The 21,534-nt window shown below is 65.7% G+C and carries 22 protein-coding genes and 1 pseudogene; 10 read left to right on the top strand and 13 right to left on the bottom strand.

What is annotated here, in order from left to right:
- Nucleotides 1-58: 58 nt before the first annotated feature.
- Together RSE14_RS05005 and RSE14_RS05000 are read left to right on the top strand one after the other, a co-directional pair.
- A pseudogene (locus RSE14_RS05005) lies at nt 59-544 on the top strand (YncE family protein); the annotation flags it as partial.
- A gap of 230 nt (nt 545-774) precedes the next feature.
- Nucleotides 775-1,830, top strand: a complete 1,056-nt coding sequence (locus tag RSE14_RS05000) for a BLUF domain-containing protein (protein ID WP_324076133.1) — start codon at nt 775-777, stop codon at nt 1,828-1,830.
- A 6-nt stretch (nt 1,831-1,836) separates the two neighbouring features.
- On the opposite strand, the gene RSE14_RS04995 is transcribed toward RSE14_RS05000, so the two are convergent.
- From RSE14_RS04995 to mgtE, 5 genes are read right to left on the bottom strand one after another with little or no spacing between them, the layout of a single operon-like run.
- The gene (locus RSE14_RS04995; protein ID WP_324076821.1) at nt 1,837-2,229 is read right to left on the bottom strand and encodes a DUF1489 family protein; all 393 of its coding nucleotides are present in this window, start codon (nt 2,227-2,229) and stop codon (nt 1,837-1,839) included.
- A gap of 31 nt (nt 2,230-2,260) precedes the next feature.
- Nucleotides 2,261-3,631: an aromatic ring-hydroxylating dioxygenase subunit alpha gene (locus tag RSE14_RS04990; protein ID WP_324076132.1), complete on the bottom strand. Its 1,371-nt coding sequence runs from the start codon at nt 3,629-3,631 to the stop codon at nt 2,261-2,263.
- Complete coding sequence (locus RSE14_RS04985) at nt 3,628-4,140, bottom strand: nuclear transport factor 2 family protein (RefSeq protein WP_324076131.1); 513 nt, start codon at nt 4,138-4,140, stop codon at nt 3,628-3,630. Before RSE14_RS04985 ends, RSE14_RS04990 begins: the two co-directional genes overlap by 4 nt.
- 15 nt (nt 4,141-4,155) lie before the next feature.
- Nucleotides 4,156-4,914 carry a glucose 1-dehydrogenase gene (locus RSE14_RS04980; protein ID WP_324076130.1) on the bottom strand — a complete coding sequence of 253 codons (759 nt, stop codon included), beginning with the start codon at nt 4,912-4,914 and terminating at the stop codon, nt 4,156-4,158.
- A gap of 31 nt (nt 4,915-4,945) precedes the next feature.
- A complete protein-coding gene (gene mgtE, locus RSE14_RS04975; protein ID WP_324076129.1) occupies nt 4,946-6,394 on the bottom strand; it encodes a magnesium transporter in 1,449 nt (482 codons plus the stop codon).
- Between the two features lie 100 nt (nt 6,395-6,494).
- Here mgtE and RSE14_RS04970 point away from each other — a divergent pair, with 100 nt between their 5' ends.
- From RSE14_RS04970 to RSE14_RS04955, 4 genes are all read left to right on the top strand, one after another.
- Complete coding sequence (locus RSE14_RS04970; protein WP_324076128.1) at nt 6,495-6,956, top strand: peptidylprolyl isomerase; 462 nt, start codon at nt 6,495-6,497, stop codon at nt 6,954-6,956.
- A gap of 93 nt (nt 6,957-7,049) precedes the next feature.
- Nucleotides 7,050-8,396 carry a tRNA (N6-isopentenyl adenosine(37)-C2)-methylthiotransferase MiaB gene (miaB, locus tag RSE14_RS04965; RefSeq protein WP_324076127.1) on the top strand — a complete coding sequence of 449 codons (1,347 nt, stop codon included), beginning with the start codon at nt 7,050-7,052 and terminating at the stop codon, nt 8,394-8,396.
- 112 nt (nt 8,397-8,508) lie between these two features.
- Entirely contained in the window at nt 8,509-9,552 is a 1,044-nt protein-coding gene (locus tag RSE14_RS04960) for a PhoH family protein (protein ID WP_324076126.1), read from the top strand.
- Complete coding sequence (locus tag RSE14_RS04955; RefSeq protein WP_324076125.1) at nt 9,549-10,049, top strand: hypothetical protein; 501 nt, start codon at nt 9,549-9,551, stop codon at nt 10,047-10,049. The genes RSE14_RS04960 and RSE14_RS04955 overlap by 4 nt, the downstream gene beginning before the upstream one ends.
- 1 nt (nt 10,050) lies before the next feature.
- Here the strand turns inward: RSE14_RS04955 and RSE14_RS04950 are convergent, their stop codons facing one another.
- Entirely contained in the window at nt 10,051-11,499 is a 1,449-nt protein-coding gene (locus RSE14_RS04950) for an erythromycin esterase family protein (protein ID WP_324076124.1), read from the bottom strand.
- Between the two features lie 138 nt (nt 11,500-11,637).
- Here RSE14_RS04950 and ybeY point away from each other — a divergent pair, with 138 nt between their 5' ends.
- From ybeY to RSE14_RS04935, 3 genes are all read left to right on the top strand, one after another.
- A complete protein-coding gene (gene ybeY, locus RSE14_RS04945) occupies nt 11,638-12,117 on the top strand; it encodes an rRNA maturation RNase YbeY (protein WP_324076123.1) in 480 nt (159 codons plus the stop codon).
- Nucleotides 12,118-12,144: 27 nt separating this feature from the next.
- Nucleotides 12,145-13,074: a hemolysin family protein gene (locus tag RSE14_RS04940; RefSeq protein ID WP_324076122.1), complete on the top strand. Its 930-nt coding sequence runs from the start codon at nt 12,145-12,147 to the stop codon at nt 13,072-13,074.
- A gap of 92 nt (nt 13,075-13,166) precedes the next feature.
- Nucleotides 13,167-14,051, top strand: coding sequence for a LysR substrate-binding domain-containing protein (locus RSE14_RS04935; protein WP_324076121.1), 885 nt, complete (start codon nt 13,167-13,169; stop codon nt 14,049-14,051).
- Nucleotides 14,052-14,054: 3 nt separating this feature from the next.
- On the opposite strand, the gene RSE14_RS04930 is transcribed toward RSE14_RS04935, so the two are convergent.
- From RSE14_RS04930 to RSE14_RS04900, 7 genes are all read right to left on the bottom strand, one after another.
- A complete protein-coding gene (locus RSE14_RS04930; RefSeq protein ID WP_324076819.1) occupies nt 14,055-14,855 on the bottom strand; it encodes a lysophospholipid acyltransferase family protein in 801 nt (266 codons plus the stop codon).
- Nucleotides 14,856-14,907: 52 nt separating this feature from the next.
- Nucleotides 14,908-15,330: a Fur family transcriptional regulator gene (locus tag RSE14_RS04925; RefSeq protein WP_324076120.1), complete on the bottom strand. Its 423-nt coding sequence runs from the start codon at nt 15,328-15,330 to the stop codon at nt 14,908-14,910.
- 141 nt (nt 15,331-15,471) lie between these two features.
- Nucleotides 15,472-15,888, bottom strand: a complete 417-nt coding sequence (locus tag RSE14_RS04920; RefSeq protein WP_324076119.1) for a Ros/MucR family transcriptional regulator — start codon at nt 15,886-15,888, stop codon at nt 15,472-15,474.
- Nucleotides 15,889-16,022: 134 nt separating this feature from the next.
- On the bottom strand, nt 16,023-16,502 hold the full coding sequence (locus RSE14_RS04915; protein WP_324076118.1) for a GNAT family N-acetyltransferase: 480 nt from the start codon (nt 16,500-16,502) through the stop codon (nt 16,023-16,025).
- On the bottom strand, nt 16,499-17,128 hold the full coding sequence (gene tsaB, locus RSE14_RS04910; RefSeq protein ID WP_324076117.1) for a tRNA (adenosine(37)-N6)-threonylcarbamoyltransferase complex dimerization subunit type 1 TsaB: 630 nt from the start codon (nt 17,126-17,128) through the stop codon (nt 16,499-16,501). The genes RSE14_RS04915 and tsaB overlap by 4 nt, the downstream gene beginning before the upstream one ends.
- 49 nt (nt 17,129-17,177) lie before the next feature.
- Complete coding sequence (locus RSE14_RS04905; protein WP_324076116.1) at nt 17,178-17,786, bottom strand: malonic semialdehyde reductase; 609 nt, start codon at nt 17,784-17,786, stop codon at nt 17,178-17,180.
- Nucleotides 17,783-18,364, bottom strand: coding sequence for a NifU family protein (locus RSE14_RS04900; RefSeq protein ID WP_324076115.1), 582 nt, complete (start codon nt 18,362-18,364; stop codon nt 17,783-17,785). The genes RSE14_RS04905 and RSE14_RS04900 overlap by 4 nt, the downstream gene beginning before the upstream one ends.
- Before the next feature lie 100 nt (nt 18,365-18,464).
- Here RSE14_RS04900 and RSE14_RS04895 point away from each other — a divergent pair, with 100 nt between their 5' ends.
- Entirely contained in the window at nt 18,465-21,476 is a 3,012-nt protein-coding gene (locus RSE14_RS04895; protein WP_324076114.1) for a M16 family metallopeptidase, read from the top strand.
- Nucleotides 21,477-21,534: the final 58 nt, after the last annotated feature.

Genomic DNA, 21,534 nt, shown 5'->3' with positions numbered 1-21,534 from the left:
AGGCCCGCACTCCGCTAATTTACGCCCCGTGTTGTGCCGAATGTTCTGACGACGGACAGTCGCGTCGATCCCGGTCGCGCCCGAGACCTGGTATCTCGCCTATGGCTTCGATGCGATCTGGGCTGTGTCGAGCGAGGGCAAGCTGCTGCAACGCATCGATCCGGCCACCAACAAGGTCACCGGCTCGATCGGCCTCGGCGAGACCCCGGGCTTCCTCGCGGCGGGCGAGGGCGCGGTGTGGGTGCAGGAACAGGGCGACGGCACGGTCGCCAAGGTCGATCCGGTGACCCTCAAGCTCGCGGGCCGCACCAAGGTTGGCGCGAACCTCAAATGGGGCGATATCGATACCGGCGGCGGGCTTGTCTGGCTGCGCACCACCGATGACCAGACGCTGGTGGCGATCGACCCTGCAACGCTCAAAATCCGGGCGCGACTCGGAGCGGCGGTCGGCAGCGGCGCGCTGCGCTGGACAAGCAAGGGCGTGTGGACCTCTGCCCATGATAATCAGACGCTCTCGTGGTGGAGTGCGCCTGCGGGCAAGTGAATCGTCAAAAATGTTTGACGTAACCGCCGCGATAGGTGACCTTGTGCACCTTCCGGCCCTCTAGCGGCAAAGGGGGGCGGAAGGGACAGATCGCGATGGCGCGGTCTGCCTGCCTCTTTGGAAGTCGAGAAATCCGCGGATAGGGATCTCCGCCGGGTTATCGCGAAGGAGCTCGTACAAGAAGCTCTGCCGGTATGCCTGCAGTCCCGCTCCGCATGGGGAGGGTGAGGATGCACGCGCATTCGGCACATTTGAACGCAGGCACGGAAAGCTGGATCAGCTGCCTGACCTATCAGAGCCGGGCCATCACGCCGCTGACGCAGGCGGAGCTCGACGCGCTCGGCGCGCAGGCGCAGAAGCGCAATCACGAACTCGGCGTCACCGGGATGCTGCTTTATGATAACGGGCGCTTTCTCCAGACGCTCGAAGGCCCGCCCGATGCGTTGGCGCAGGTGTGGCAGGCGATCCGCCGTGACCCCCGCCACCACAAGATCGAGGTGTTGACCGAACACGTCATCGCCAGCAGGCTGTTTTCGGGTTGGGATCTGCTGGTCTACAGCCAGATGTCAGCCGAAAGCCGCCCGGGCACCGACAGCGCGCTCGCCGCGAACGCGCTGGCCCATTACGTGCCGCAGCTCGCCCGCCTTGCGCTCGACGGCGACGACGCGCGGGTCAATGCGCACCTGGCCGAAATGGTCGAACAGGGGTGGAGCGCCGACGACATCGTATCGCACCTGATCGAGCCGGTGGCGCGCGCGATGGGCGATGCCTGGCTGGCCGACCGGGCCTGCGAGTTCGATCTCACGATCGGCCTGTCGATGCTGCAACTGGCCGGCCATGCGGTGCGCACCCGCAGCAATGCGACGAGCCTGCGCCAGAGCCGCTATTCGATTCTGCTCGCGACCGCGCCGGGCGAGCCGCATATGCTGAGCACGGTGCTGCTCGCCGATCATCTCACCGATGCCGGCTGGCGGGTGGAGATGGCCTTTCCCGAAAGCCGCGGCGCGCTGCTGCGCAAGCTGGCCGAACAGCAGCATGATGTGGTCGATATCGGGCTATCGGATGCCTATTGCGCCGATACCGCCGTGGCCCGTCTGCGCGATACAGTGGCGCTGTGCCGTCAGGCCCTGCCCGAACAGCCGGTGGTGATCTCGGTCGGCGGGCGGCTGTTTGCCGAGGCCGCGGCGACCGCAGCCAGCGTGGGCGCGGATCACGCCCGGCGGAGCATCAGCGGCACCGGCCTGCACCTGGCTGAACTGGTGCGGCGGGCGCGCGAGCAGAGCTGACGGGCCTCAAACGAGGCCCAGCCGCTCCAGCTTCATCGCGAGGCGGCCGGGGAGGGCATCGCCGATATCCTCGCCCTCGGCCACATCCTTGGGGGCCTTGTCCTCGGTGAGATAACGCCAGCCCTGATGCGCGCGTTTGGGCTGGGTGTGGACGCGGATCAGGCGCGGCTCCAGCACGATGTCCCAGCGCCCGTCCTCAGTCTTTTCAAACCCGAGGATCAGCGAGCGCGCGACGATGGCGTGATTGATGATCCAGTAGAGCGAGCCGCCTACGCATTCCTCGTGCCGCGTCGGCCGGTTGCGGGTGGTGAGGCAGATGCCGCCGCGTCCCTCATACCATCCGGCCAATTGGTCATAGCTTTTCGCCCCGAAGGCGATCTTGGTCAGGTGCAGCGGCATGGCGCGGCTTTCCGGCAGCCCTGCCATGAAGTCAACCGGCGAGGTATTGGTCGAGCGTCAGGTGCAGCTGGCGGATGCGCGCTTCCTGATAGTTCCCGAGCGTCTGCGCCCCCTTGCGCGAAGCCTTGGCGCCGTCGCGCTGCAACTTGAGGTTCTCGGTATCCTGATCGAGGATTTCCGCCAGCGCGAAGCCCGGGACGGTGGTGTAGCTGTCCTCCACCTCCAGCCGGATCGGGGTGGCAGGGGCAGGGCGCTCGCCGCTGGCGGGCAGCGGCTGGAGGATGAGGATTTCGTGCAGGCATTCGTCCGGCCCCAGCGGGCGGAAGCGGTAGCACAGGCGGATGTTGATGCCGGGGAAGAAAAAGGCGTTGGGGAAGAGGAAATACTCGATCGAATCCATCATCTCGGTAGTGGAGACGCCCGAAAGGTCGGTGCCGAAAGCCGCGCCCAGCTCCTCGCGCAGCAGCCGTGCGTGCTCGGCGCGGGCCTTGGCGCCTTCGGGCAAGCTTGCGGGATCGCGGCCGAGCTTTCCGAACAAGGTTGCCTCGCTCACCTCCTGCCGGAGATGCGGGCTGGGCACGCCGACGGCATGGATGAAGCGCGAAACGTGGCGCCCGAAGATGTCATATTGCGCGTTCGCATCAGCCGCAGTGTAGACCGCCTGGGCATGGGTTTCGAGCACATGGAAGGCTTCGAGGAAGGCCTCCATCGCCATCTTCCAGTTGGCCGGCAGCACCTTTTCGGTGTGCAGCGCGACATAGCGATCATCCATCGGCCAGAGCTTGAAGTGCTCCGGCATCACCTCCAGCTGCTCGGCCAGCGGCGGCGGGTTTTCGCCCATGTGGATGAAAACGAACCCGCCCCAGGTGTCGCAGGCGACTTCATCGAGGCCGAAATTGTCCTCCGAGACATGCGGGAAGTCCCAGCGGCAGGGCACTTCGCGCAAACTGCCGTCGAGGTTCCAGCTCATCCCGTGGAACGGGCAGCGGATGTTCGAACGCAGAACGCCACGTGAGCCTTCGGAAGCGAACTTCATCCCCCGGTGCGGGCAGGAATTGACGAAGGCACGGATCGCCATGTCGGCCCCGCGCACCACCAGCACCGAATGGTGACCGACGTCATAGACATAGCGGTCACCGGGGACGGGGATATGCTCCTCGCGGCAGGCCCATTGCCACACGTTCGGCCACAGCCGCGCCATCTCCAGATCGTGGAAAGCGGGATCGGTGTAGCGCGCGAAAGGCAGGTCTTCATCGCCGAGGAAGCGATAGGCCTGCTCGCGCATGGCGGCGGGGGGATTGTCCCCGTCGGCATCGAGAATATCCTGCATCGACAGGCCAGGACAGCGGGCCTCGCCCGGAGCCAGCGCGGGATCGGCAGGGGCGGTGAGATCGGGCTTCATCGCGCGCTCCTCATGGCATGGCGATCATAGAGCGGATCGGCGGGCTTCCTTGCGCCGATGATGAAAGGCGCCCCTTCCAGCATCGCATCGGATGCTGGATCATCGCGCAGCCAGTCGACCAGTTCGGAGCGGTAGGCGATCTTCCAGACCCCGCCGTGCTTCTCGTAGCGATCCACGTATCGCCCCGCGATGACGAGATCGCGCTTGCGCCCCTGCTCATCGGTGGTGCGGTGATAGGCCTGATAATAGACCTCGCCGTAAGCCTCGTCGGGCGCGACGAAATCGACAAGGTGCTGGCCCAGCATGTGCTGGTTGCGATCATGGTCCTTCAGCGCCGTCATGCAGAAGGCCGCGAAATCCTTCGGCTCGCCGCTGAAGATGCCATATTCGAGCCGCGCATGGGGCCAGAACTGCTCGGTGAGCAGCGCTTCGTCCAAGCGGTCGAGCCCGCGCATGTAGCGCGCGGCAAGATCGGAAATCGCAAACCTGTCCTCGGCGCTGTGCAACATGGCTCCGGCTCCTCCCTATGCGATGCTGAGGCCCCCATCGACGATGAAGGGCGCGCCGGTCGCGAACTTGCTCTCGTCGCTGGCGAGATAGACCACGAGATGGGCGATATCATCGACTTCGCCCATGCGCCCGATGGGTTGCGCCACCGAGAACGCCGCGCGGGTCGCGTCCGGATCGGGGGTGCCGGCGATGACGCTTTCGACATTGGGCGTCAGGATGGTCCCCGGCTGCACGGAGTTCACACGCACGCCGTTCTTTTCCCGCGCGCAATAGAGCGCAATCGACTTGGTCAGCGTCACCACCGCCGCCTTGGCGCTGTTATAGGCGGCAAGATCGGGCGAAGGCTTGTTGCCCGCAGCGGACGAGAAGTTGACGATCGAGCCGCCGCCACTCTTGGCCATCAGCGGGATCGCGGCCTTGCAGCCCATGAAGATCGAATCGACGTCGACGGTGTAGCAGCGGCGGAAATCTTCCGGCGAAATGTCCGCGATCGAACCGAACACCGTGATCGCGGCGTTGTTGACCAGCACGTCGAGCCGCCCGTGGGTGGCCTCGACCTCGGCGATCACTGCCTGCCAGCGCGCCCAGTCGGTCACGTCCTGATGGATGTAGGAGCAGCCGAGCTCTGCCGCCGTGGCGCGGCCTGCCGCCTCGTCGATATCGGTGATGATGACCGTGGCCCCCTCGGCCAGCAGCGCCTTTGTCGCCGCCTTGCCGAGGCCCATCGCGCCCCCTGTCAGCAGCGCCACCTTGCCTGCCACGCGTCCAGCCATGTCTCTCTCCCCTTGCTCTCAGGGAGGAAAGCTAGAGCGTCACCAGACCCATCGCCACTGCCAAACCTAAGAAGGCAAAGAAGCCCATCGAATCCGTGATCATCGTCACGAACACGCTGGAGGCGACCGCCGGATCCTGATCGAGCCGCTCGAAAATCACCGGCACCAGCACGCCCGCAAGGCCCGCCACCGCGATGTTGATGATGATGGCGAGCGCAATCACCACCCCCATCATCGGCGCAAACAGCACACCCGCCGCAAGCCCGATCAGCAGCGCGATGGTGCCGCCATTGAGCAGCGCCACGCGGAATTCGCGCCACAGGATGCGCCGCGTGTTGGAACGGGTGAGCTGGTTGGTCGCAATCGCGCGCACTGCCACGGCCATGGTCTGGGTGCCGGCATTGCCGCCGATGCTCGCGACAATCGGCATGAGCACCGCGAGCGCCACCAGCTGTTCGATCGCCGCACCGAAAAAGGCGATGATCGAGGAGGCGACCACTGCTGTCCCCAAGTTGGCGATCAGCCAGCGCACGCGCGCCACATAGGCCTCGCGGATCGGCTCGTTGATGTCGCCGTCGCCTGCCCCTGACAGAAGCAGGGCGTCCTCGCCCGCCTCTTCGGAGATGATGTGGACGATATCATCGACCGTCATCTGGCCGACCAGCCGCCCGCTCTCGTCCACCACCGCAGCCGAAATCAGCGCGTATTTCTGGAACATCAGCGCGGCTTCTTCCTGATCCATGGTGACCGGGATCAGGGTCTGGTCGCGCTTCATCACATCGGTCAGGCGCACGGATCGCGGCGTGGTGAGCACCCAGGACAGCGCGCAGGTGCCGACCGGATGGTGCCGCTCGTCGATCACGAAGACTTCGAAGAAGTCATGCTCCAGATCGCCGTCCTCGCGCAGGTAATCGATGAGATCGCCGACGGTGAGATGTTCGGGAACCGCCACGAAGTGCCGGCTCATCAGGCGCCCGGCGGTCTCTTCCGGGTAAGCGAGCGCGCTGGACACGGCCTCGCGGGTTTCCGGTTCCAGCTCGGCCATGACGGCGCGCTGGTCGTCCTCGTCGAGGTCCTCGATCAGCTGCACCGCATCATCGGTGTCGAGTTGCTCGGCGATGGTGGCAACCGCCTGCGCCGGCAGGGCCTCCATCAAATCCTCGCGCACGTAATCGTTCAGTTCCGCGATCACGTCGGAGGTCATGAGATCGCTGATCGCGCGGGCCAGCACGGCACGCTCGGAACGTTCCAGCAGCTCGATCAGGTCGGCAATGTCGGCGGCGTGGAGCGGCTCGACCAGATCATAGACCGCGCCCTTGTCGCCCGCTTCGAGCGCATCGTGCACCGCGCTGACGAAGGAGGGCTTCAGCCGGTTTTCCTCGTCGTGGCGTTCATCATCCACACGGTCATCCGGACGCACCTCGACCTCGCCGGTGTCGCTCACCAGCAAGTCGTCATCAAGGGTGCGATCATCGGCCATATGAGGCGTTTACGGAGGGAGGGGTGAAAAGCAAGCGGGGAGGGTGACAGGCGGGTTTTGGCTGCTAAAAGCCCACCCGAATTCCTCAGGAGACATAACCATGGCCGAAACCCTCACCTTCACCCTCGACAATGGCACCGGCGAACATGCCGATGTCGTGATCAAGCTGCGCTCCGATCTGGCCCCCGGCCACGTCGCGCGCATCACCGAGCTGGCGCAGGAAGGCTTCTATGACGGCGTGATCTTCCACCGCGTTATCGCTGGTTTCATGGCGCAGGGCGGCGATCCGACCGGCACCGGCATGGGCGGCAGCGACAAGCCCGATCTTGCGGCCGAATTCAACGCCGAGCCGCACGTCGAAGGCGTGTGCTCGATGGCCCGCGCGCAGAACCCCAACAGCGCCAACTCGCAGTTCTTCATCTGCCTCGCCGATGCGACCTTCCTTGATCGCCAGTACACCGTCTGGGGTCAGGTGATCAGCGGCATGGAACACGTCCACGCCATCCCCAAGGGCGAACCGCCGCGCGCGCCGGGCAAGATCGTCAAGGCGACGGTGGCCTGATCGGGCGGCCCATATTGCAGGATTTCAAGGGGCGGCTTCGGTCGCCCCTTTTCGTTGAACGCGAGGCCCATCGGCGCTAAAGGCGCACCCCTCATGAAACCGCAAACGCCTCCCCAGACCTACCGGGTCAAGAGCTTCGGCTGCCAGATGAACGTCTATGATGGCGAGCGCATGGGCGAGCTTCTGGCCGAGCGCGGCATCCAGCCAGCGCCCGAGGGCGAGGAGGCCGATCTCGTCATCCTCAACACCTGCCACATCCGCGAAAAGGCCGCCGAGAAGGTCTATTCGGACATCGGCCGTCTGGTTGCGACGGGCAAGGAGAGCGGCAAGGCCCCGCTGATCGCGGTCGCGGGCTGCGTCGCGCAGGCAGAGGGCGAGGAGATCATGGCTCGCGCGCCGGCGGTGAGCATCGTGGTCGGCCCGCAGGCCTATCACCGCCTGCCGGAAATGCTCGACAAGGCCACCAATGGCGAGCGCGCGACCGATACTGACATGCCCGCCATCGCCAAGTTCGACGCGCTGCCCCAGCGCAAGAAGCGTGGCCCCAGCGCCTTTCTCACCGTGCAAGAAGGCTGCGACAAGTTCTGCACCTATTGCGTGGTGCCCTATACCCGAGGCGCGGAAATCTCGCGGCCCTTCGCGCATCTCGTTACCGAGGCGAACAAGCTGGTGGAGGCGGGCGCGAAGGAGATCACGCTGCTCGGCCAGAACGTCAACGCTTGGGAAGGCGAGGACGACAAGGGGCGGCCCGTGGGCCTTGGCGGGTTGATCCGCACACTGGCCGCCATCGACGGGCTGGAGCGCATCCGCTACACCACCAGCCACCCCAATGACATGGATGACGACCTCATCGCCGCGCATGGCGAGGTCGCCAAGTTGATGCCCTATCTCCACCTGCCCGTGCAGGCCGGGAATGACCGTATCCTGAAGGCGATGAACCGCCAGCACACAGCGGAAAGCTACTTGAAGCTGATCGAGCGCTTCCGCGCCGTCCGCCCCGATATCGCGCTGTCGGGCGATTTCATCGTCGGCTTCCCGGGCGAGACCGAGGCCGAGTTTCAGGACACCCTCAATATCGTCGACGAAGTGCGCTACGCTGCCTGCTTCAGCTTCAAGTATAGCCCGCGTCCCGGCACGCCCGCCGCGACGATGGAGGGCCAGATTGCGGCAGAGGTGATGGACGACCGCCTCCAGCGCCTCCAGCAGCGCATCGGCGCGCATCAATATGCCTTCAATCAAGCGAGTATCGGCAAGACCTGCTCGGTTCTGGTCGAGCGCACCGGACGCCACCCGGGCCAGTGGCTCGGTAAGTCGCCGTGGTTGCAGTCGGTATGGTTCGAGCAGGAAGGCGTTGCCATCGGCGATCTGGTCGAGGTCGAGCTGGCCGAGGCAGGCCCCAATTCCCTCAAGGGGCTGGTGCGCGGCAAGGTTACAGTCTGACGACTTTCCACCGCTGCTTTGCGGCGGTGCGCTTGCTTTCGCACCGACCCGGATTACCTTCGCGACTCAAGGGCAAGGGATCGTCCTTTTGGCCCTGAAGCAAAGGACCTTGATGGGCCGACGACCCTCCCGTGCCGAACACCCGGCGCTCTCGCCCGATCCTCGTGGCATTCCCGCTCCCCGGCGCGCCCGGGTGGAGCTCACCTTCGAGAACCAGTCGCTGCTCGGCCCGCTGTTCGGCCAGTTCGATGCCAATCTGGTGCAGGTCGAAAACCGGCTCGGGGTCTATATCCACGCGCGCGGCCATCAGGTGCTGATCGAAGGGCCGGAGGATGATGTAGCCCGCGCCCGCGAGACGCTGAAGACCATGTATGACCGGCTCGCGCGCGGCGAAGCGCTCGATAGCGGTGCGGTGGAAAGCATGATCGCCATGTCGGCCGAACCGACGCTGGAAGGGATCATCTCGGGCGACATGGGCACGCCTCCGATCATGATCCGCACGCGCAAGAAAACCATCGTGCCGCGCTCGGCGACGCAGATCGAATACATGCGCTCCCTGGCCAAGGACGACATTATCTTCGCGCTTGGTCCGGCAGGCACGGGCAAGACCTATATCGCGGTGGCGCAGGCAGTGAGCCAGCTCATCAGCGGAAGCGTGCAGCGCCTGATCCTCTCGCGCCCGGCGGTGGAGGCGGGCGAGAAGCTCGGCTTCCTGCCCGGCGACATGAAGGAGAAGGTCGATCCCTATCTGCGCCCGCTCTACGATGCCTTGAACGACTGCATGCCGCCCGAGCAGGTCGAGCGGCGGCTGGCCAATGGCGAGATCGAGATCGCGCCGATCGCCTTCATGCGCGGGCGCACGCTGGCGGACAGCTTCATCATCCTCGACGAGGCGCAGAACACCACGCGCGAGCAGATGAAGATGTTCCTCACCCGCTTCGGCCAGAACAGCCGGATGGTGATTTGCGGCGACCCCCGGCAGGTCGACATCCCCGGCGGGCCGCGCATGAGCGGGCTCAATGATGCGGTCGAGCGGCTGGAGGGGGTCGAAGGCTTCGGCACGATCCGCTTCTCGGCCGCCGACGTGGTCCGCCACCCGATCGTGGGCCGGATCGTCGAGGCTTACGAAGGCAATGGCGAGGGCGAGGGCGCATGAGGCTGTCGCTGCTGGCGCTGCCCGCCCTGCTGCTGGCGGGGCAGGCGGCCCACGCCGAATATGGCGCCACGCGTTGGGGCATGACCGCCGATGAAGTCGTTGCTGCCGTCGGCGCAGATGCGCGCAAGGTGAAGGACAAGCGCGACCAGCGCTCCCTCAATCACCAGAAGCTTGCCACCTCGACCTTCTCCGAAGGGGGGATTGCCTATGTCGCGAACTACTATTTCGGCGAGAAGGGCAAGGGGCTGACGCTGGTGCGGATCGAGCCTGCCGCGCCCGAGCAGGACTGCGAGGCGATGCTGGCCGCCTATACCGCGCGGCTGGGGCCGGGCATTGATCAGCAGCAGCCGATTGTGGCGCCGAACTTCAGCAACACCTCGGTCCAGTGGCGCACTGGCCCCGGCGAGGAAGTGGCCGAATATACCGCGATCCGCATCAACGGGCGGATGCGCTATTGCCACGTGCTCCATCAGGAGCGCGACTTCGTGCAGAACTAGCCTATTCCGGCTGCGGCGGGGCCGGCCAGAGGTGCGAGGGGCTGATCGTCTGGAACCACACGATCACATCGTGGCCCATGCGCACCGGCAGGGGAAACTCTCCCATGTCGAGATTGGTGACCTGCCAGATTTCCGGATTGGCGATCCAGCCCGACCAGCCGCGCCAATAGGGACGGCCTGCCCAGCTGGCGACGGGACCATCGGCGGGCAGCTTCGCCAGATCCATCCACAGCGCCTTGTAGCCGGTGCGGTCGAACACATGGCCCAGTTCGCCCGGACGGTTGTTGGGCAGATTGAACGGCTCGAAGGTCTGGCGCTGCGAGGCTTTCAGCACGTCGGCGCCTTCGGCCACCTTGGTCGCGCGGAATGCGCCCTGTGACCAGGTGAAGCCCACGCTCGCATAATCCTCGCCCAGCTTCTCGCGCAGCACCGTGCCGACGGTGACGAAGCCGACCATGTCGACAATCTCTGGCAGATCCTCCATCACATGCCTGTCATGCGCCCACACTAGGCCGCGCTCGCCTTCGGCCAGCATGGCGAGCGCGTTTTCGGCCATGTAGCGGTCGCGCCGTCCGAAATAGGCGGGATCGGCCTTGGACTTGTCGGCATCATTGCGTTCGAATTCGAAGGCGAGGAAGGCCTGCCGGGCGCTGCGCGCGGCCCAGCGAGCCTCGCCGAAACCGGGATCGGCGCGCACGGCATCGGAGGCTGCCTCGAACCACGCGTCAAGCTGCGCGCTGGCGGCAAGGGCGCGCTGGGCTTCGGGCAGCGCCGCATCGACCAGCCAGTCGACAAAGCGGGTGCGCGGCTTGTCCATCGCCGCAATCAGCCCGCCAAACTCCCCGCGCAAACGGGCGGCGGCGGCCGGATCATGCCGCTCGACCAGCGCCAGCGCGGCGGCTGCATCGCGCCCGCCATCCTGACAATCCACCCCCACGATCCGCACCTTGCGGCTCGCCGTGCGGTTCCAGTTCCGCAGCCACAAGAGCAGCCCGCCGAACTCGTCGTTCTTCCAGATCCGGAAGAAGGCGGTGGCCTGCATCGCCTCGGCAGGATCGCCGCTGCCCTGGCGGATATAGCGGTCAAAGGCCAGCGCGGGCAGGCGGTTGGCTTCGAGGATCAGCACATCGGCCTTGCCGGAGATGACGAGCTGCTTGATCAGCTCGGCCTTGAAGGCCTGATCCTGATGCGATCCGTGGGTCGCCTCGCCGATCCCGATCACCCGCGCGCTCCCCAGCCTTTCGGCCAGCGGGGCAAGCGTCGAGGCGTCATAGGCGGAGGGATCGAAGGGCGTGGCCGCCGCGGCGAGCCATGCGAGGGCGGCAGCCTCCTCCTCGGCGCTGGCGGGGGTGAGATCGGGCATGGGGAGATCGGCCGGCATCTGGCCCAGCGCGGGGCTGGCAAGGAGGCTCACGGCCCCGGCGGCGATCACGACGAGTTTGCGATGCATTCTGTCCCCCGACACCCGGGCGATACCCGGTCAATGGCATCGGCTTGTTGGCATTGGCGCGGCGGAAGAGGCAACAGAAAACGCATCCGGGACGCGCGCCTTTTGCATGGGCGCCGCTGTGCGCTATGGGCAGGCGCAATGCAGCTGGATATCGACATAGAGGATTGGCCCCAGGGGGACTGGGAAGCGCTGGCGGAGCGGGCTGCGGCAGCGGCGGGCGAGGGCGAGCCTTGTCTTGCCCATCCGCGCCTTGTCGTGAGCCTGCTGTTCACATCCGATGCCGAGGTTCATACCCTCAACCGCGAATGGCGGCAGCGCGACAAGCCCACCAACGTGCTCTCCTTCCCGATGCTGGAGCGCGAGGAACTCGAATCGCTCGGCGCGGACGGCCCGCCGGAAATGCTCGGCGATATCGCGCTCGCCTACGCAACCTGCGCGCGCGAGGCGGCGGAAAAGGGCGTCACGCTGGAAGCCCATGCCACGCACCTGATTGTCCACGGGCTGCTCCATCTGGCCGGTCACGATCATGTCCTTTCGGACGCACAGGCCGAGCAAATGGAAGCGCTGGAAACCGCGATACTTGCAAAACTGGGCATCGCTGACCCATATGGCGACTGAAACTGCGTAGGAGCCACTCGCAAGGCCATGGCCGATTCCCATTCGCCCGCGTCCCAACCCGGAGATGCGGACAGTAGCAGCGGGCTGTGGCCTGCATTGCGCAAGATCCTCGGGCTGGAAGGCGCGCGTTCCCTGCGCGAGCAGCTCGAAGAAGCGATCGACGAGCACGAGGACGAGAACGACAGCGTGGCTGCCGAAGATCGTAGCCATGCGCGCGGCGACCTGTCGCGCACCGAGCGCCAGATGCTGCGCAACCTCCTGCATTTCTCCGAGCATGACGCGGATGACGTCGCCGTGCCGCGCGGCGAGATCATCGCGGTGGATGCAGCGATCAGCTGGGACGATCTGGTCGCGGCCTTCTGCGAGCACGGCCATTCGCGCATGCCGGTCTATCGCGAGACGCTCGATGACGTGATCGGCATGATCCACATCAAGGACGTCTTCACCTTCCTCGCCACCGGCACGCCGCCGCCTGACGACTGGACGACGCTGCTGCGCCAGCCGCTCTACGTGCCCCAGGCCCGCGGCGCGCTCGATGTGCTGGCCGATATGCGCGCCAAGCGGGTGCACCTTGCGATCGTGGTCGATGAATTCTCCGGCACCGACGGCCTCATCACCATCGAGGATCTGGTCGAGGAAATCATCGGCGAGATCGAGGACGAGCATGATGATGCGCCAGAGGCCCTGATCGTTCCGCTCGGCGAGGGGATATGGGATGCCGATGCCCGCGCCGAGCTCGACGATGTCGCCGAACTGGTCGATCCGCGCCTCGCCGAGGTGGAGGAGGCGGTCGACACGCTGGGCGGGCTCGCCTTCGTGCTGGCCGAAGCGGTGCCGCCGGTCGGCACAGTGCTCGAACACCCGAGCGGCTGGCGGATCGAGGTGACGGCGGGCGACGAAACCCACGTTACGCGCCTGCGTCTACACCCTCCGGCGCGCGAGGAAGAGGTGCAGTAGGCGCAACTTTTTGCTGCTTTGCACAATTTTTCTTCGATTTTTTGCATCCCAATCGCGTTTCAGGCGTATCTGTTTCAACAAGGAGACAGAACATGCCTGCACGTCGATTGCCCCCTCTGCGCGCGCTGGAAGCCTTCATGCGCACCGTGCGGCTGGGCTCGGCCCGGGCGGCGGCGGAAGAGATCGGCCTCAGCCCCTCGGCGCTGTCGCGGCGGATCAGCAATCTGGAAGAATTCGTCGGCAAGAAGCTGTTCACCCGCGCGCGCCAGTCGATGCAGCTGACCGACGAGGGGCAGGCCTTCTACGAGGCGGTGAACCCGCACATGGAAGCGCTCGCGAGGGCGGTGGAGAGCCAGTCGGACAATATCGCCCTGCTGCGCCTGCGCCTCGGTGTGCTGCCGATGTTCGGCAGCCAGCGATTGTTCCCGCGCCTTGGCGAATTGCGCAAGCGCCACCCGCTGCTCCACATCGACATCGACACCGCCCCGCATCTGGAAGACCGGGTGGGCGACACGCTCGATGCCGCGATCATCCTGTCGCGAGGGCCCGCGAGCGGGCTGCACGCGGTGCGGCTAGATCACAATCTCGTCCACGCGATCTGCAGCCGCGAAGTCGCGCGCGGGATCGGCCCCACGATCACGCCCGAGGCGATGGCCAAGCAGACCTTCCTGATCCACAACGAACTGCCCGAGAGCTTTGTTGCGTGGAAGAAGGCCAACGGGCTCGAACAGATGGACCCGGCGGCGATTGACCACTACGATTCGGGCGCGCTGATGCTCGAAGCCGCCGCGCAGGGCCTCGGCATCGCGATCATGCACGATGATCACCTGCGCCGCGCCAATGACAATCGCCTGACCAATCTCACCGGCAAGCCGGTCGAGAGCCCCTATTCCTACTGGTTCGTGTGCAAGCCGGTCGCGCTGGAAAGCCGCCCGGTGCGGATCTTCCACGATTGGCTGGTGCGCGCGGGGTTGTAAGGCCTATTCGGCCGCCTCGTTCTTGGGCTCATAGCGCACTGGCGCGACTGTGTGCGCGAAGGGGCGCAGGGGCTTGCCGAGAATGTCCACCAGCGCCTCCTCGATCCGGCGGCGCGCTTCGGTGCTGATCGCCTTGCGGCCCTTGAATTCCTCAGGGCTGAAGGGTTCAAGATAGTAGAGCCGCAGCCGGAAGGTGCCCTTGCGTGAGAGCACCCGCTTGGCGTTGTTGACGCCGCTTTCCTCGCCGATCCAGCCGATCCACTCCGCCACCGGCCCGTAATCGAGTACCACCGGCTGCACCAGCACGCCGGGCGGCGGCGGTTCGAGCACGGACAGCATCGAAGTCTTGAACGGCAGCAGCGATTGCCCGTCGGTGGTGGTGCCTTCGGGGAAGACCGTGACCGACCAGTTATCGACCAGCGCGTCTTTCAGGGCATTGATCTGCTCGGCCACGCCCATACGGTGTTCGCGCTTCACAAAGACGGTGCGGTTGAGGCTGGCGAGCCAGCCCACCACCGGCGCCTCGGCCAGTTCCGCCTTGGCGACGAAGGCCGTCCCGCTCGCGCCAGCCAGCGCGAGGATGTCGACCCACGAGAGGTGGTTGGCGACATAAAACACGTCGCGCTTCAGGTGGGTGCCATGCACCTCCACCCGCGCGCCGCACACCCTTGCGGCATAGCGCAGGAACAGCATCGGGAAGGGCGAGCCATAGGCGACGACGCGGTAAAGGTAGTGCAGCGGCACGAACACCGCGATCAGCCCGATCAGTGCCAGCGTGCGCAGGGCAAGCCGCACCCAGCCCATCGGCGAGACCGGCGTGCTCTCTCCCCGCGCGGCAGCTGCGCGCAAGCTTGTCTCAGTCGTCACGCGACAGCCGGACGCCGTAAAGTTCCATGCGGTGATCGACCAGCCGGTAGCCCAGCCGCTCGGCAATCTGGCGCTGGAGCGCTTCGACCTCGGGATCGACGAATTCGACCACCTTGCCGGTTTCGACATCGATCAGGTGATCGTGGTGCGCTTCGGGCACGGGTTCATAGCGCGAACGGCCATCGCCGAAATCGTGGCGATCGAGGATGCCCGCTTCTTCGAACAGGCGCACGGTGCGATAGACCGTCGCGATCGAGATCTTGGAATCGACCGCCGAGGCGCGGGCGTGCAGCAGTTCGACATCGGGGTGATCGTCGCTCTCCGACAGCACCTTGGCGATGACGCGGCGCTGTTCGGTGATGCGCAGGCCCTTCTCGGCACACAACTGCTCAAGATCGATCTTCTGGTTCAATGACAGCTCCATCGCCTGCTGGCGTGGCCCGCAATGGGGACCCGTGAATGAAAAAGCAGCCCCTTCCCTACAGGGACGGGGCTGCTTGCTCAAGCGGGCCGTCCGCCCTCTCAACAGGGGCGGCAGCAGGCCGTATCAGGCTTACTTCTTGGCGCGGCGCGGGCGGCCGGCGCCCGGCTTGCGACCAAGGCCGATCTTCTTGGCGAGATCGCGGCGGGTTTCGGCATAGTTGGGGGCGACCATCGGGTAATCGGCCGGCAGGCCCCAGCGCGCGCGATATTCTTCGGGCGATAGGTTGTAGTTGGTGCGCAGGTAGCGCTTGAGCATCTTGAGCTTCTTGCCGTCTTCAAGACAGACGATGTAGTCCGGCTTCACCGAATTGCGCACGGCCACGGCCGGCTGCAGCTTGACCTCTTCCACCACCGGCGCTTCGCCCAGGTTGGCGAGCGCGGTGTAGACGCTGGTGATCAGGCCGGGAAGATCGGTGACAGCGACATCATTGTTGCTGACATGCGCGGCAACAATATCGCTGGTGAGCGTGATAAGCGTTTCTTTCATTTCGATTTCCATGTCTTCTGCGAATCCCTCAGGGCATTTTTCCGGATATTTCCGGTATTTCGGGCATGGGGGAAAAGCGCAGTTTTTGCAACTGGGCGAATACACCCATTCCGGAGCAATCGACGAAAGACAATTTATTCAATCGAAAGACCGAAAGTAATCGCATCGATCCGCTCGCCATTGGCCATGCGATAATAGTTTGGCCGTTCGCCGATCGGTTCGAATCCGAGTTTACGATACAGGAACAGCGCAGGATTTCCGCGCCGCATTTCCAGATAGATACGGTTAACGCCGCGCTTGCGGCTTGCGGAAAACAGCTGGCCGATCAGGATCGCGCCGATCCCGCGGCGGCGGCAGCCGGGGGCAACCGCGATCAGCAGCAGCTCCTCTTCATCAAGCACATGCCGGCTCAGTACGAAGCCGCCCGCTGCCCGGTCGCTGCGCTCATCGGCCGCGATCAGCATCCCGTCACCATCCACCACCAGCGCATGAGTGCTGGGCATCGACAGCGCATCGGCCACCTGCCGCCGGTTCCACGCCTCGCCATAAGCCGGATCGAAGGCCGCCTCCATCACCGCCATGATCCGGTCGAGGAGGGCGGGGGAGACGCTCATGCCGGCAGCCGCTCGGCCATTGGCGTGGCATCGGGCCCGCGCCCGTAGATCGGCACAAGATCGGCGGTGAGGCGCGCTTGACCCAGCGATAGTGCGGCAGCGGCATCGGGGAGCGTTTCGATCACCTCGTGCCCATCGCCCAGCAGCGCGGCAAATTCCTTCGCGCGGTTGCCGGCGATCACGCGCTGGCTCCCGCGCTCGGCAGCATCGGCGGGGGTGAGCGAGCGCACCTCGCCCTGCGGCGCGCCGTCGGCGGCGAAATCCTGCACGAACCATTCGCCATGCCCGCCATTGGTGCACACCGTCAGCGGCGCGCCGGGATGCTGCTGAAGCGCCTGGGCTGCGACGAGGGCGAGGGTGGGGTAGCCGAGCACCTCTGCCCTCCAGGCAAAGCCCAGCGCGCGGGCGGTGGCAAGACCGATGCGCACGCCGGTGAAGCTGCCCGGCCCGAGGCTGACGAGGATGCGTGTCGCGCGGCCCTTGTGGGGCAGGGCGGCGATCATCGGCACCAGTGCCTCGGCATGTCCGCGCCCGATCACGCGGTGCTCATGCGCCAGCAGCGTCTCGCCCTCGAACAGGGCGATGGAGCAGGCCTCCGAGGCGGTTTCGATTGCGAGCATGCGCATGAGCCCGCCCTGCATCAGCGAAGGAGAAGGCGCAAGCGCGTGATGCGGCTCAGACGATGGTGTTGAATGTGCCGAAATCCGGGCGCGGCGAGCGACCGAAGATGCTGGCCGGATCGCCATAGCCAAAAGAGCAGATGAAATTGACCCGGTGGCGCGGTTCATCGGCGAGGAAGGCTGCCGTAACGGCTGCCGGATCGAAGCCCGACATCGGCCCGACATCCAGCCCCAGCGCGCGGGCGGCGAGCATGAGATATGCCCCTTGGAGCGACGAGTTCCTGAAGGCTCCTTCCTCGCGGCCTGCCTCGTTGCCCTCAAACCAGCTCTTGGCGTCGGTATGCGGGAAGAGCCAGGGCAGCTCCTCGTGAAAGTCGATATCGTAGGCGATCACGGCGGTGACCGGCGCGGCGAGGACCTTGGCCTTGTTGCCCTCCATCACGCTGGCCGCGAGCTTCGCCTTGGCTTCGGGCGACTTCACCCACACGATCCGTGCCGGGAGCATGTTGGCCGAGGTCGGCGCCATCTTGGCGAGATCCCAGATTGCATGGAGCTGTTCGTCGCTCACCGGCTTGTCGAGCCAGCCATTATAGCTGCGCGCTTCGTTGAACAGCTGCGCGAGTGCCTCTGCGGACAGCGCGTGATCGTGGAACTGTACCGTCATGCCGCGCGCACTTCGGTGACTTCGGGGACGTAGTGCTTGAGCAGGCCTTCGATGCCGTGCTTGAGCGTCGCGGTGCTCGACGGGCAGCCCGAGCAAGAGCCCTGCAGCGTGAGATAGACCACCCCGTCGCGGAAACCGCGATAGGCGATGTCGCCGCCGTCACCCGCCACAGCCGGACGCACGCGGGTCTCGAGCAATTCGTTGATCGCCGCGATCACCTCGGCGTCTTCGGCGCGCTCCTCTATCACCATCTCGTCTTCGGGCGGGGGGACCGCGATGCCGTTGCCGCCGGGCGCTGCGAACAGCGGGGCTTCGGAGACGAAATGATCGAGCAGGATCGCGATCACCTGCGGCTTCAGCGCGCTCCAGTCGGCTCCGGGCGCGGCGGTGACGCTGACGAAATCCGCGCCGAAGAACACGTTCACCACTTCGCCCGTATCGAAGATCGCCTGCGCAAGCGGGCTCGCCTCGGCGGCTTCGGGGGTGGCAAATTCGCGGGTTCCTGCGGTCATGACAATTTGCCCGGGCAGGAACTTCAAGGCGGACGGATTGGGGGTGGTTTCGGTCTCGATGAACATGGGGCCTATCTAGGAGCGGCGGGGGCTCCCGACAAGCAGGCAATCCTTGCGTGAAACCATTCACTATCGCTTCACACTTCGCCGCCCTATATGTCGGCCCATGACGTCGCTCTCCCGCGCAGCCCGCGCTATCGCCCTTCTCATTGCTCCTGTCCTGATGGTCCAGCCCGTGCTGGCCCAACAGGCCGCCACGCAAACCGCGACGGCGCCCGCTCCCGCGCCTGTTCCGGCGCCAAAGGCCCTGCAGACCGGCGGGGCGACCCCGTGGCTCTATCGCGGCTCGGACGTTCCGCCCGACGAGAAATGGCTGTTCGGCGAGATGAAGAACGGGCTGCGCTATGCCGTGCGCAACAATGGCGTGCCGCCGCGCCAGATCTCGATCCGGGTGCGCGTCGACGCCGGTTCGCTGCACGAGGAAGACGGCGAACAGGGCTACGCGCACCTGCTGGAACACCTGCTGTTCCGCGAGAGCAAGTATCTCGGGCAGGGCGAAGCGATTGCCGCATGGCAGCGCCTTGGCGCGACCTTTGGCAGCGATGCCAATGCCGAGACCACGCCGACCCACACGGTCTACAAGCTCGACATTCCCGACATCAACCCGGCCAAGCTGTCGGAGAGCTTCAAGCTGCTTTCGGGCATGGTGCGCGCGCCGGTGCTGAATGACGTGAATGTAGGCGCCGAACGCCCGATCGTGCTTGCCGAAAAGCGCGAGCGCGGCGGTGCGGGCCTGCGCATGGCAGACCTGACGCGCCAGACCTTCTTTGCCGGTCAGCGCCTCTCCAGCCGCAATCCGATCGGCACGGACGAGACCTTGAAGGCGGCGAGCGGCAAGGGTGTGAAGGCCTTCTACGATCGCTGGTATCGCCCCGAAAACACCACCATCATTGTGGCCGGCGACGCTGATCCGCAGCTGCTGGCAGGGCTGGTGGAGCAATGGTTCGGCGACTGGAAGGGCACCGGCAAGCCCGGCGTTGCGCCTGCTTTCGGTGATCCGGTTGCTCCGGCCGGCGCGGTGGCGAGTGTCGGCATGCCTGCCCTGATCGGCGAGCTGGCCGTCGGCGTCGAGCCCGATCTGCCACGCAGTCTCACCTTCGCGGTGATGCGTCCGTGGCGGCCCGTAACCGACACCATCGTCTATAATGAAGGCCTGCTGCTCGATGCGATTTCCCAGGCGATCATCAACCGCCGCCTGGAATCGCGCGCGCGCGGCGGCGGCAGCTTCCTCTATGCGCAGGTCCAGCAGGACGATATCTCGCGCTCGACCGATGCCACCTTCGTCACCTTTGCGCCGCTCACCAGCGACTGGCAGGCCGCGCTTGCCGATGTGCGCAGCGTGATTGCGGACGCGCTGGTCAATCCGCCGACGCAGGAAGAGATCGACCGCGAGGCCTCCGAGTTCGACGTGGTCTTCGCCAACGAGGTCGAACAGGAAAGCGTCCAGTCGGGCTCGACCCTCGTCAACAACCTCGTCAACGCGGTCGATATCCGCGAGACTGTCGCTGCTCCGCAGGTGGTGCTCGACGTGTTTCGCGGCATGAAGCCGCGCCTCACGCCCGCCGAAGTGCTGGAGCGCACCAGAGGGCTGTTCGAAGGCACGGTTACGCGCTCGGTCTATGTCACTCCGCAGGCAGGCGAGGCCGATGTCGCGGCGCTCAAGCTCGCGCTGGCGAGCGAAGCCAAGGTCGATGGCAGCGCGCGGCTGGCGGCGAACACCATTTCCTTTGCCGATCTGCCAACCCTTGGCGCGCCCGGCACGATTGCCGGGCAGAAGGCGCTAGGCGTGCTGGAAATCCAGCAGGTCGACTTTGCCAATGGCGTCAAGGCGCTGGTGTGGGCCAATGATGCCGAACCCGGCCGCGTGACGGTGCGGGTGCGCTTTGGCGCAGGCTACCGCGCCTTCGACAAGGACAGCGCGGTCTATGCTTCGCTCGGCGAGGCGGCGCTGGTCGGCTCGGGGGTGGGCGAGCTCGGCCAGAACGAGATCGACCGGCTGACCACGGGACGCAAGCTCGGCTTCGATTTTTCGATCGACGATGCAGTGTTCACGCTGACGGCGCAGACCCGTTCGGAGGACGTGGCCGATCAGCTCTATCTGTTTGCTGCAAAGCTCGGGATGCCGCGCTGGGACGCTGATCCGGTTACCCGGGCCAAGGCGGCCTCGGAGCTCGCCTATAACACCTTCTCGACCAGCCCAGGCGGGGTGCTCAACCGCGATCTCGAATATCTCGTGACGGCCAAGGACCCGCGCTTTGCCACGCCCGATCCGGCCGCGATCAAGGCGGCCACGCCCGAAGGTTTCCGCAAGGTGTGGGAACCGCTGCTGAAGCAGGGGCCGATCGAGGTGCTGGTGTTCGGCGAGTTCGATGCCGCCAAGATCACCGAGCAGCTGCGCCTCACTTTCGGCGCTCTGCCACCGCGCGCGCCGATCCCGGCCGATATCGCCGCCCGCGTGCCGGGCTTCGCGCCGACCGCCGACAAGCCCGCGATCCTGACCCATCGCGGCGATCCCAATCAGGCCGCCGCCGTGGTCGCCTGGCCGAGCGGGGGCGGGGTGGCGAGCTTGCGCGAAAGCCGTCAGCTCGAAATCCTCACCCAGCTGTTCAACAACCGTTTGCTCGATGCCCTGCGCGAACGCGCGGGTGCCTCCTATTCGCCGCAGGTCTTCTCCAAGTGGCCCGAAGATCTGGCAAGCGGCGGGCGCATCACCGCGCTGGCCCAGCTCGAACCCGAATTCGTGCCGGTGTTCTTTGCCGAGGCTGACCGGATCGCCAAGGACCTCGCCGTTAACCCGCCCACCGCCGACGAGCTGTCCCGCGTCACCGAGCCGCTGGCCCAGCTGATCCGCCGCGCTTCCACCGGCAACCAGTTCTGGCTCTACAACCTAGAAGGCGCGACGCAGGACCCGCAGCGCGTCGGATTGCTGCGCACGCTGCTGGCGGATTATTCGCAGACCAGCCCGCAGGTGATGCAGTTCCTCGCCGATCGCTACCTTGCCAAGGGCGTGCCCTTCCGGCTGGCGATCATCCCCGAAGGCCAGCAGCTCGCGAGCGCTCCGCCAGCGCCTGCTACCGCTCCCAAGGCAGCGGCCGTACCGGCCATGACGGGGCGCTGATCGTCCGGAGCAATCACGGAGCGCGGGAAATAAAGTTGTCGCGAAAGGCTTTGTCGCT

Source organism: Erythrobacter sp. (genome assembly GCF_035194505.1).
Lineage (GTDB): Bacteria > Pseudomonadota > Alphaproteobacteria > Sphingomonadales > Sphingomonadaceae > Erythrobacter.
The sequence above is the reverse complement of the archived record's forward strand: the minus strand, read 5'-3'. Positions and strand labels throughout refer to the sequence as shown.